The organism is Amphibiibacter pelophylacis (assembly GCF_037688875.1).
GTDB classification, from domain to species: Bacteria; Pseudomonadota; Gammaproteobacteria; order Burkholderiales; family Burkholderiaceae_C; genus Amphibiibacter; species Amphibiibacter pelophylacis.
In genome coordinates this window covers 1-11,876 of the sequence record NZ_JAWDIE010000034.1, presented here as the reverse complement: position 1 = coordinate 11,876, position 11,876 = coordinate 1, and the positions used below count along the sequence as shown (strand labels likewise).

At 55.0% G+C, this 11,876-nt stretch carries 9 protein-coding genes; 2 read left to right on the top strand and 7 right to left on the bottom strand.

Translation table 11 applies throughout. The features are described from left to right. Window positions 1-146: 146 nt before the first annotated feature. The 7 genes from RV045_RS14150 to RV045_RS14120 are packed head-to-tail and all read right to left on the bottom strand — an operon-like array spanning window position 147 to window position 10,447. Complete coding sequence (locus tag RV045_RS14150; protein ID WP_423236444.1) at window positions 147-1,154, bottom strand: hypothetical protein; 1,008 nt, start codon at window positions 1,152-1,154, stop codon at window positions 147-149. Between the two features lie 26 nt (window positions 1,155-1,180). Then, window positions 1,181-2,743 carry a Fic family protein gene (locus RV045_RS14145; RefSeq protein WP_423236443.1) on the bottom strand — a complete coding sequence of 521 codons (1,563 nt, stop codon included), beginning with the start codon at window positions 2,741-2,743 and terminating at the stop codon, window positions 1,181-1,183. Continuing rightward, window positions 2,740-4,626: an AAA family ATPase gene (locus tag RV045_RS14140; RefSeq protein ID WP_423236442.1), complete on the bottom strand. Its 1,887-nt coding sequence runs from the start codon at window positions 4,624-4,626 to the stop codon at window positions 2,740-2,742. The genes RV045_RS14145 and RV045_RS14140 overlap by 4 nt, the downstream gene beginning before the upstream one ends. A gap of 10 nt (window positions 4,627-4,636) precedes the next feature. Next, window positions 4,637-6,355: a restriction endonuclease subunit S gene (locus RV045_RS14135; protein WP_423236441.1), complete on the bottom strand. Its 1,719-nt coding sequence runs from the start codon at window positions 6,353-6,355 to the stop codon at window positions 4,637-4,639. Then, window positions 6,355-7,818, bottom strand: a complete 1,464-nt coding sequence (locus tag RV045_RS14130; protein WP_423236440.1) for a type I restriction-modification system subunit M — start codon at window positions 7,816-7,818, stop codon at window positions 6,355-6,357. Before RV045_RS14130 ends, RV045_RS14135 begins: the two co-directional genes overlap by 1 nt. A gap of 21 nt (window positions 7,819-7,839) precedes the next feature. Then, complete coding sequence (gene hsdR / locus RV045_RS14125; RefSeq protein ID WP_423236445.1) at window positions 7,840-10,236, bottom strand: EcoAI/FtnUII family type I restriction enzme subunit R; 2,397 nt, start codon at window positions 10,234-10,236, stop codon at window positions 7,840-7,842. Window position 10,237: 1 nt separating this feature from the next. Next, window positions 10,238-10,447 carry a helix-turn-helix domain-containing protein gene (locus RV045_RS14120; RefSeq protein ID WP_423236439.1) on the bottom strand — a complete coding sequence of 70 codons (210 nt, stop codon included), beginning with the start codon at window positions 10,445-10,447 and terminating at the stop codon, window positions 10,238-10,240. Between the two features lie 254 nt (window positions 10,448-10,701). Between RV045_RS14120 and RV045_RS14115 the strand changes: the two genes are divergently transcribed. Then, window positions 10,702-10,905 carry a hypothetical protein gene (locus RV045_RS14115; RefSeq protein WP_423236438.1) on the top strand — a complete coding sequence of 68 codons (204 nt, stop codon included), beginning with the start codon at window positions 10,702-10,704 and terminating at the stop codon, window positions 10,903-10,905. Window positions 10,906-10,916: 11 nt separating this feature from the next. Beyond that, window positions 10,917-11,459: a DUF3489 domain-containing protein gene (locus RV045_RS14110; protein ID WP_423236437.1), complete on the top strand. Its 543-nt coding sequence runs from the start codon at window positions 10,917-10,919 to the stop codon at window positions 11,457-11,459. Window positions 11,460-11,876: the final 417 nt, after the last annotated feature.

The following is an 11,876-nucleotide window of genomic DNA, read 5'->3' as shown; positions in this document are numbered from 1 at the left end:
ATCAGACCCCAAAGAAAAAGCCCGGAACCAGTCCGGGCTTTTCGCAGCATGTGTGGTGGCGGATGGTTGACCATGTGCCGACTGGCCTCCCGAGCTTATGGGCACTGGCGCGGGTTGCTGCGGGCAGACGACTACAGGTGGCCTGCCTATTTGACCGATGCCACGGCTTGGGTGGCGTGCTTCACGACCTCGACAATCCTCAGCCCACTATCAGGGGCCGATTCGTTTTCCAAGTAACCGGACGGCGTGATGGCAAAAATCGACTTGGTGGATTCCATCAGTACCGCATTACGAGCGGCATCGTCGCTGGCGGCCTTGGTAAACGCTTGGAACGTTCGCAGCGCATTTGCCCGATGCTTGTTGATTGCGCTCTGGTGACGGGCTGCCTTGTAGAGACGGCCACACCAGATCGTTGCGGTGAAAAGCAGGCCCAGAATCACGACCTTCGAAGTAAAGAGCTGGATGACTTGCGGTGTGGTGGCATCTGGCTTGACCGGAACGAATACCATGAGCAAAGCCGCCAAGATCGTTGCTGCAGCCAACCCTGCGGTCGTCTTGAGCCATTTCTCCGCGCTCAGGTCTTGCGTCTCCGCCTCAGCATTGAAGTCAGCTGTGAAATGCGCGACTCCGACGCTGGCTGCCGCCTCACGGGCAGCGACGATGATGTCACCAATTTCCCCTCGCCGCTGCTCGATATCCTTTTTGGTGCCGTCCACCAACTGCCCGGCCTCCTCAACGGATCGGGTCAGTTCGTTGATGTTCCGCTGCACATCGCCCTTCTGATAAGCGAGGTACGGAATGTACAAATGCGCCGCCGTGAAGAACTGGTCGGCTTGGCTCTTGATCTGGTTGACCAACTGATCGCGTGTCCCCGTCGGATTGCCTGATTCAATGGAGAAGCTGCGAATCTGATCAATGGTTTGCTTGATGGGCGGGAGCGTATTTACGATTTGCTGCGTGGGCCCATCCGGCAGGAGATCCAATGGCAGCAATTTGAACTGGTTCAGCATCGAGTAGGTGCGCTCCAGCTCTGGACGGCAACCCTCGAAGGTGATCTTGCCCCAGTCGGGGTTGATAAGCAGTTCGTCGACAGGGGACTGCGTACAGTCGCTGATCAAATCGCGGAACTGCTTTATAAGGGCCTCAGTTGCCATTTGCTACCTCTCCAATCAAAATTCTTTTACTTTCGATCCTTACCGGTATCGCTATGCAACTCCAGCCAACGCTTCCCGAGGGCGGTCCGCCGGTAGCGCTGCTTACTGCTGCGCGGTGTTTCGGGTCGGGTCATCTCCACCAGGCCAGAATCGAGCGCGGGCAACAGGTATGCCTTCCGGAAATGCTTTTCGTCCTTCAGATCCAGGGCCTGCTGCAGTCCTGTCCGGGACAATTCTTCCTGCAAGGCCAACACGACCCGCACAACTTCGGGGGCGACTTCAGGGGTAACTTCGGGGGCGACTTCCCCGGTGACTTTTGGGGGCACCGGCCGGGCCAACGGATGGCAGGGCAGCCGGATCACAAACGAAAGTCGATCCTCATCTGATTCAAACAGCGGCGCGGGCGAGCCATTGGCGGCCATCACCTTGAGGATTTTCGGGATACCCGTCGAGCGGCCTTCCGTTAGGTCAAGCTCCTTCAAAAATTCGCCGATACGCCGGTTGCGGTAGCGGCGGCTGACCGCACGCCCCGCCGGAAAGTCCTCCAACCGGATCGACCGATCAGGGCCGGGAAAGCTCAGGATGACCAGTTCTTCATTGTTGATGCGCACCTCGATGGGCTCGCGCTCCTCGTAGGACCGGTGATAGACCGCGTTGACTAAGGCCTCCTCGATGGCGGCGTAAGGGAAGTTCCAAACCCGCGTGGCCTCGGCGCGGTTGGGATGCTTGATGACCGTCTCACGCAAGAAGTTGCGCTGGATGTAGCTCAAGGCCTCACGCGTCATCCGGGCCAGCGGCCCCTTGAAAATCTTTTCCTCGAAGCGATCCCCGCCCGCGCCTTCTGGGAACCAGACCACATCGATCTGCACGCCGGGGAAAAAGCGCTCTGGTGTTTCATTGAAAAACAGCAGGCCCACGTTCTTGGGCCACGGTGATTCGGCGGGTCCGCCCGCCACATTCATCTGCCGGGCCAAGGCCTCGACCGACAGCCCGGGCGCATCCTCTGCCAGCGTGCTGCCCACCTCCTGCAAAAATGCCTGCATCAACGGCTTGGACAGATCATCGATCCGTGCCGACTGGTTGTATCGATCATCGAAAGGCACCCTGGCCGCCAGGCTCAGTAAATCCTGCTCGGCCTCGCCCTTGGCCTCGACTGTGCTGCTGTAGCGCCGGATGTAATAGCGCCACGTCTTCTTGTTGGCGGTGACGGCCTCCGGTGCCTTGTATGGTCGGTTCTGCCCACCGGGCGCCCACAGCACGATCAGCTTGCGACCCTCGACTTCCTCGATGCTCAACACCGGGAAGTACTGCGGCTGGATCAACTGGCAGGCGGCCAGCAACTCCTGCTGAATCTTGTCCAGTTGGTTGTCCGCCAATCCCACGGGTGGGAACACCGGCTGGCCGTTGGCGTCGCAATCCTGCCCGATCACCACATAACCGCCGCCGAGGTTTTCGAAGTCGTTGGCAAAAGCGCACAGGGTGCGGATGATCGCGTCCGGATTCCACCCGGTTTTGTACTCGATGCGTTCACCCTCGACGGTGCGCTGGCGCAGCAGGTCAGTGAGGTTGATTGGAAGCTTGGTGCTCATGCGGGGGCACCTCCAGCACACTTGGATTTGATGAACTCAAAAACTGGCTTAAAAGGCTCAAAGCATGACTTATCGAGCGTCGGCACGACCTCTTTGGCGAAAGTGGTCTTATCTCTATCTGATTTGAAAACAACCTTAGTGCCACCAACGCAGGGTTCGTGATGGTAGTAGTCTGCTGTTGGCGCTTGCCCATAAAACAGGTGTTCTATTTCACAGCACGAATCACCGCCAAATGTCTCACCGGTCGCAGCGTTTCGAATCACCTGTTTTCGAATATCGGCATGTGCAGGGACTGGAAGCATTACTGCATAGGACTCACCGTGCGCCCACTTCTTGATCAGGCCTTTGAAAGGATCATTGGCAGTCACCTCGCCGTTTAGACCATTCCACTGGTCATATGCCTTGTCGAAATCGAATAAGGCAAAAATCGGCAAACCGCCCATTTCTCCATGAATACGATTGTCGGTCAGTAGCTGATTTATATAGGTACAGCTAAATGCATAGAAAGGAATGAAAGGCATCTCATCCTCATAGAGCTTGTACCACGCCTCTTTGAGAATGATCGGGTCTGTACTGCCCTCGGTGAATAGCACAGGTTTTTTTTCGATCTGGACCGCGTTGATGATGCTGAGCAACTGTTCCTGCTCTGAATACTTGATCAAGTCGGAACTCAGCTTTTTAATTGCAATCGATTTCGGTAAATCATAGCAATTTGCCTGATTGCCCTTGATATCAAAAAATTTAATCTTTTTCTTGTCATGAGGAATAAGCGTCACAGCACTGTGGCTGCTCATCAAAACGTGGCTGGTTTTCGCTGCAGCATCCGTGATATCGAAAACTTGCCGCAGAAAATCAAACTGCCATTCTGGATGAAGGAACGCATCCGGCTCATCCAGCAAGATCAGGCAATTGCGGTCTTTGAAAAGCTCGACGATAGAGTAGATGTACACCGACTGAAACTGACCATCGCTGAAGTGTCTAATCGTGCCGTCCAAGCCGCTGGTCAGGATGAGCGGGACCGAGAGGTCCGCCAACATGCCCAACGTCTTCAAATTGTCGAACTGGCGAAAGATGTCCGATAACGACTCATCGGCAAAGCGCTGTTGGAACAGTTCGACGTTGACGGCTATTTGATAGCGATCCTTCTCCGCATCAAATACATTGCTGTGATTAAACTCACCCTTGACGCAGGTGACCAACTTATCCAGAAAGTCACGCGTGATGCCGTCCGCGCCCCAATAGTGAGTACGAGGATCAAAGTTCTCAATGCTGTCTGTGCCAAGTGCCTTGAGTGCGCCAGTGGCAAATGATGGCCGCTGCAACACCAGTTGCAGATCAGCCCCAATGCTTTCTATCCCCAGTTTCTGGCAAACGAACTGTCGCGCCTTGTTTTCGTCTGGCTGTGCCAGCAAAACTGCCAGCAGAAGTTGCCTGTACTCCGGGCCAACCCCCGTGAAGCGGCGACTGTCATCGAGATTTGCGCCTTTGATGCGCCCACGAAATTTCGCTTCGTAGTCAGCAACCAGTTGAGCAACCGTAGTGTTGTGGCCAGAGTAGTAGATCAACACATTGTCTGGAAATGGCGTTTGCCCCAGCGTTTTACGGTCTTCGCCCTTGTTGATCCTCAGCTTTCCCGCTTTCCATTCAATTACCGTCTCTTGACCTCCGATTTCGTAAGTCACAAGGTAATCGAACGAGATTTCATTCGCAGGGCGGCCAAATTGATCTAGATGCCGGAATATCTCAATCAATGCCTCGAATAGATTCGACTTTCCGCTACCGTTTTTCCCGACAAACACATCGATGAAGCTCGCGCCATCAAAACTCAACGTAAAGTTTTTAAGATTTTTGTAATGATTAATGAATACCGATTTCAGGCGCATAGCGAAACCTTCATACCTGGGCCATCATCGCATCAAGCATTTCAGTCTTCTTCCACAAGGCGGCACCGATGGTTTGCTCAAGTGTGTCGCACATGGTCATTAATCGATCTATTTTCTCGACAATTCGGTGCTGCTCAGCAACAGGAGGAAGTGGGTAGTCAATGTCTCGGATGGTCCCCATCGAAATGCTAGGCTGCGCAGTCGATTTTAGATGCTTGAATATCTCTCGACGACCCAAGGGAGATAGGAGAAAATAATTCAAATATCGAAGATTTAATCCTTTCTCGCAGCCAACAAAAGGCTCCATTTTTGCCACGTTTGGTGCCAAATGCCATCTTTCAGGCAAATCGAAAAGTGCTACATCGCCAATACCAGCACCAATAAATGTCACCAAAAGCGATGGTTTTGTGAGTGCGCATCGATCTAAAATTTGAGAGGTTTTTAAATCGATAAATTTCAGATTTCTCAAATCAACGTGGAATTGGCGAACGTTTTGTGCACGAATTACCGGGACCTCGCCTTCATCTTGAAGATGAATATATTTAGTAAACTCAAAGCCCGCCAATTTAGTGACAAAAAGAATCTCTGATCCCTTAACCCATTTCCATGTTTTTGGAATTACCACATCATGACAAATAAATTTAGTGTCTTCTGTGTTTTGTCCAATCTTTAATAATTTGTTTTTTACAAGTTGCTGTTTTTTTTCTGCAATTTCTTTAAGCAAATCACTAGTAGGTTGGTCGTTCGGGTCTTGCGGCACAAGCTTTCCAACGACGGCGAGTTGCAAAATGGCCTTCCGCAGTTCGGAGACATTTTCTTTGACTGAATACAGATCGCCGAAGTGTTGGGTGATGAAGGCCCAAGCATCGTCGGCGCTACTGTTTCCGGTTGTGTCGATCAGTTGCGAGAGCGCGGCGGTATGGATAGCCAAGCGCTTATTTTCGCGTTCCTTTCGCAGATTCTCCAACGCATCGCATTGCGCCATCAGCTTATCGACTTTGGCCACGATGCGGTGTTGCTCGTTCAGCGGCGGAAGCGGGATTAGTATCTCGACAAACTTGGCAATGGAAACACCGCCGATGATTCCGGTCATCGCAGCTGTAAACGATGCACGGAAGGCTGGGGACAGATAGACGTAGAGGACGAATCGCGAAGGGATCTGTCCATACACCTCAGTGGCAAACAGCTTGTTACCGAAACAGATATCGCGATCGGTCAAACCACACTTTTTTCCCGCGCTGCCACCTTCAGCACAAATCAGCACTGCACCCTGGTGCGCGACCCTGAACTTTTCTTCGTTCAGAGGAATGCAAATACCGTTGTCGTAGTCCAGCGGGTCGAAACCGTAGCCGACATCCTTGGTTGCTATGTAGGGCAACCCCTCGACGCCTTCATATTTAGATTCTTTTTCGGATGAATTGATGCTGTTGCCATTAAAAATATTGCCAATCGCACCGAGTCGAACCCACTGCCACCCATAGGGCAAAGAGTAGGGTTCATCGCTGGCGGTGATCTCAGGCAAGGTTTTGGGCGCTTTGATCTTGCGTTCTTTCATCAGCCGCTTCTTTTCGGCTTCAATCGACCTGAGCAGTTCGCTGGCCGGTGACTCATTTGCGTCTTGCGGCACCAGCTTTCCCTGCATCGCAAGCTTCAAAATCAGCTCGCGCAATCTCGGGACGCCATCGGGCGCGGAAAAGGCCATATCAAAGTGTTGCTCCAGCAGCTCCATCACTGCCCTCCGAGCGCTAGCATCAGCTCGCTCTTCAACGCGCTCTGCGCCTCAGCCAGTTGGCGGCTGATTTCCTTATATTCCGCCATCAACTCGGCTGGATCACGGTGGCTCACCTCCACCGCGTGGGGATTCTTGCAGTCCAGGTTGTAGTTGCGCGCCGCAATGTCTGCAGCTGATACCTTCCAGGCGTTCTCTGTTGTCTTCCGCCCTTTGCGTGAGGAACCACCCCACCAGGCCTTTTCGAGGTCGAATTCCTTGATCTCCAGCGGCTTGGAGCGTGAATAGCTCTTGTAGCCATCCGGGTAAGGATGTTCAAAAAACCAAACGTCCTTGGTGGGTTCGCCCTTTTCGAAGAAGAGCACATTGGTCGCGATGCTTGTGTAGGGCGCAAACACTCCCTTGGGCAGGCGCACGATGGTGTGCAGGTTGAACTCTTCGAGTAGTTCGCGTTTGAGCGTAGTCTTGGTGCCCTCACCGAACAGGAAGCCATCCGGCAGCACGACGGCGGCACGGCCTGTGTCGTGCTTGAGCAGATGCATGATCAGCGCCATGAACAGATCGGCGGTTTCGCGGGTCTGGTATTTGCGCGGGAAGTTGTTCTCGATACCGTCTTCTTCCATGCCACCAAAAGGTGGATTGGTGAGGATGATGTCGACGCGGTCTTTCGGACCGTAATCCTTGAGCGGGCGACTCAGGGTGTTGTCATGACGGATGTTGCTGGGAACATCGATGCCGTGCAGCATCAGGTTGGTCATGGCCAGCATGTGGGGCAGTGGCTTTTTCTCTACGCCATGGATGCTGTCTTGCAGCGTGATGCGGTCGGCTGCCGTTTTGACCTGTGCCTTCAGGTGCTCGATGGTGCAGGTCAAAAAACCGCCCGTGCCGCAGGCCGGGTCCAGCACGCTCTCGCTCAACTGCGGGTCAAGAATGTCCACCATAAACTGGGTAACGGCACGTGGCGTGTAGTACTCGCCTGCGTTGCCCGCCGATTGCAGATCGGCCAGGATTTTTTCGTAGATGTCGTTGAACAGGTGCCGGTCTGTGGAGGAGTTGAAATCGACATCGCTCTCAATGGAGTTGATGACCTGCCGCAGCAAGGTGCCGGATTTCATGTAGTTGTAGGCATCTTCGAACACCGAGCCTACGACTTTTCCATGCGGCGTTACGCCGGCGGCGGTTGCCAGTTTTTTCAATGCTGGGAAGAGCTCGTTGTTGACGAAGTCAATCAACTCTTCACCGGTGATGCCTTCGGCATCTTTGGCCCAGTTGCTCCAGCGAAAGCGGCTTTGCAGTGGCGATTTGTAGCCAGGAATGGTGAGCTGCCATTCCTGCTCTTTGTCGTCGAAGATTTTCAGGAACAGCAGCCAGACGATCTGGCTGATACGCTGGGCGTCGCCATCTACGCCTACGTCCTTGCGCATGATGTCTTGGATAGTTTTAATCAGGGTGCCGATGGACATAAATGGATTCCGTGATATTTGTCAGGCGCGCAGCTGCGAAGAGCAGTAGAGCGCTTGTTCGAGTTCGTGAATGGCACGCTGGTATCTATCCAGCCCGCCGAAGGCGCGGATGATCTCCATGGGGGTGCCGAAACTGGTGAAAGGGGCAATGGTGAGGATCTGGGTTTCCTCAATGGGACCGACGCCTTCATCGGCGTATTTATCCAGCAAGGCCTGCAGTACACGCTGCGCCTGTTCGCCATAGCGGGTGAAGTAGTCACGCTTCTTGACCTGTTCGGCTCGCTCTTTGCGGGTGAGCGGCGGCTGATCCCAGGCCACATGGCAGACCAAATCGAAAGGGTCGAATTCTTTGCCGGACTGGCGGCCAATTTCTTCGGCCAGCGCGTCAAAGAACACGCCTTCGTTGGCCAACTCATCAATGATGGCCTGCTTTTTCTCAGCATCGTTCCAGCGCCGCAAAAAGTCATCGAGTGAACTGAACTCCTTGGCGAGCGCCTTGCGTGTGTAGTCTTTCAGTGATTCGGTGATTAGGCGGCCTGCAGCATCGAAATACTGCACTCGCTCGGACGCCACTTTGACTTCTACGTTGGCGACAACGTAGCGACGGATGCCACTGCCTTCCTCACCAGGCCGAGGTTCAGCCACGCCCGACCACGGCGATTCCTCTGCGGGTGCGTATTTGAAGCCATCGGGGATTTGGGGGCTTTCGCCATCATCTGGTGGTACGGGCGATTCATCACCCTTGGGCTCATAGATCTGCACCGGATCGCCATCAAAATCGGGATCGGCAAACAGTTCGGTTGCCTTCTTGAAATCGATGATGGTGAAGTAGTACTTGTCGTAATCCTCGTTGATGCGCGTGCCGCGGCCGATAATCTGCTTGAACTCAGTCATGGACTGGATGCGCTGGTCCAAGACGATCAGTTTGCAGGTCTGCGCATCCACACCCGTGGTCATCAGCTTTGATGTGGTCGCAATAACTGGGTACTTGGACTCCGGGAAGATGAAGTTGTCGAGCTCTGCCTTGCCCTCTTCGTTGTCGCCTGTGATGCGCATCACGTACTTGCTGTTCTGTGCAGCAAGATCTGCGTTTTCATTCACCAATGCCTGCCGCATGCGTTCGGCGTGATCGATGTTGTCGCAAAAGACGATGGTCTTATCGAAGCGATTGGTTTGCTTCAGGAAATCGCTTATTTTTTTGGCAACCAGTTCGGTGCGCTTTTCCAGGACGAGGTTTTTGTCAAAATCTCGCTGGTTGTAGATGCGGTCCTCGATCTCATTGCCGTATTTATCGACCATACCTTTGTCAGGACGCCAGCCAGTGAGGTCTCTATCCAGGTCGATGCGTACCACCTTGTAGGGGGCCAGAAAGCCGTCGTCGATCCCTTGCCGCAGGGAATAGGTGTAAATCGGTTCACCGAAGTAATCGATGTTGGATACTTCTTTGGTTTCCTTCGGGGTGGCGGTCAAGCCGATCTGTGTGGCCGACGAGAAGTAATCCAGAATCTCCCGCCAGGCAGAGTCGGCTGCCGCGCTGCCGCGATGACATTCGTCGATGACGATCAGATCAAAGAAATCACGACTGAACTGCTTGTAGATGTTGCGTTCTTCCTCCGTGCCAGTGACGGCCTGATATAGCGACAGATAAATTTCATACGACTTGTTGGCCTGCCGCTTCTGGATTTTGGTCATGGCTGACCCGAAGGGCTTGAAGTCGTTGGTCATGGTCTGATCGACCAGGATATTGCGGTCGGCCAAAAACAAGATGCGTTTTTTGGCTTTGGATTTCCACAAACGCCAGATGATCTGGAAAGCGGTATAGGTTTTTCCGGTACCGGTGGCCATAACCAGCAGCAGGCGTTTTTGGCCGCGAGCGATGGCTTCAATGGTCTTGTTGATCGCCAGTAATTGGTAGTAGCGGGGTGCTTTGTTGCTGCCGTCGCTGTAATAGTCCTGCGAGACCAGCGCGCTTTGCGCCGTGTTCAGGCCGAGGTGTTCTGCCCACCATTGCCAAAGCACATCCGGGCCCGGCAATTCGTGCAGAGCCAACTCACGCTCGATGACCCCATCCTTGGCAATCTTATTGTGAAACAGGAAGCCGTCGCCATTGCTGCTGAACACAAAAGGCACCTGCAGCATTTCGGCATAACCCAGCCCTTGCTGCATACCATCGCCCAACGAGTGCTTATTGTCTTTTGCCTCGATGACCGCGATCGGCATGTTGGGCTTGTGGAACAACACATAGTCCGCACGCTTATTCTGAGCACGGGTGTGCAGCTTGCCACGGACAATGATGCGGCCTTTGGTGAGCGGAAACTCTTCACGTACCTGAGTGGCAATATCCCAGCCCGCCTGCTCAAGTGCAGGGGTGATGAATTTTGTGCAGATATCGCGCTCACTGAGCTGGCGTTTATCCATATCAGATGACTTCCCCATTGTCGCGGTCTTGATCTTCATCCGCGCCGCCCGCGCGCACCCATTCATCGATTTCGGAGAGCTGGAATTTCCACAGCCGCCCCACACGATGCGCGGGCAGACCCTTACGCTCACGCCAGCGGTAAACGGTGTCCTTGGCCACGCCCAAGTGCAGGGCGACATCCTCGGCGGTAACCCACGGTTCAGCAATCATGGCATTGGCGCTCGGATGTTATGAGTCAAAGTCGATGAAAATCGTTGAAAGTCTACCAGAGGGGCGGACTGCCAACCACCATGAAATGTCTGCGAGGGCCGAGTCGGACTTGAGGGGGCTACGTTCCGCAGCTGGGTTATCCAGGTAATTGACGGCCTAATTACCCCATTTGCGACCGCTGTTACCCCGACAGCTTGGCTTCCTGATCGTTCAGCGCGTGAATGGTGGCGTCATCCATCAACCCGGAGCCCACCATGACCACCCAGACCACCGCCATCGACGCCTACCTCGCCCGCGCCGCAGCCATCCACACCAAGTTGGCCCGGCTGCAGCAATTGGCCGACGATCACTTCGGCCACGACCCGGAGGCCATCCACTGGGGCCACGTCGGTGACCTTGGCCGGGTGGATCAGGCGCTGGATGACCTGCTGGCGATCTTCGACGGCCAGGCCAAGTGAGGGAGTCCGTGATGGAAACGCTGCCCAAAGTCTCCCCTGCCCAATGCCTGCTGCTCCGCACTGCCGCCCGCCGTCCTGATGGGCGAGTGATCCAGCCCGACACGCTGCGCGGCGGCGCACGGGTCAAGGTGCTGACCTCACTGCTGCAGCGCGGGTGGATCGAGCCTGCCGACGACGGTCACCTGCTGACCGACGCGGGCTATGCGGCTATCGGCCAGGAAAGGCCGGTTCGGCCGGATGACGTCCAGTCCGTGGACACCATCGGTGATCTCCAACTTCTGGAGGGCATCTTGGTGCGGTCAGGCACCAAACTCGCCGCGATGGTCGTGGCGCTGCGCCGCCCGCAGGGTGCGACCACCCTGCAACTGATGCTGGCGACCGGCTGGCAGCCGCACACCGTGCGCGGAGCCATTTCCGGGATGCTGCGCAAGAAACTCGGCCTGAATGTGGTCCTGGCGCACAACGACAGCGGCGAACGGGTTTACAGGTGGTCTGATAGGTCGCCAAGGGTGTCCAGTTTTTGGAGGCACCTGCCGATACACAGGCGCTTCTGACGCATCGGACACAGGTTGTCGTAACTTCCCTTGAGGCGCGCACACGCGCACGCGTATGGAGAGTTACGTAGAGATGTGTCCGATGCGTCAGACGGTGCGCAAAGGCTCGTGGGCCGATTTCTGCAACCCAGCCAGCGAATCGGCTGCAAACCCGCGCCAGCATTGAGTTTCCTATCCAGGCCGTTTTTCGTTTGGCCTGGGTGCAAACCTGCAAACCCGGCACGCACCGAGGTTCGCACCTTCTGCGTTCCCGCCATCCCGCGCACGACAGCGCTGACGCCCGCTGGCCGACGCTGCCGGGTGCAAACTGCAAACCCTGCAAACCTTGGTTTGGAGTCGGACGCTAGGCGAATGCCGCGCTCGCGCCCCCCGTATTGGAATATCGCCAGGAAGGACCCCTTTTGCCCGGGGTATGTA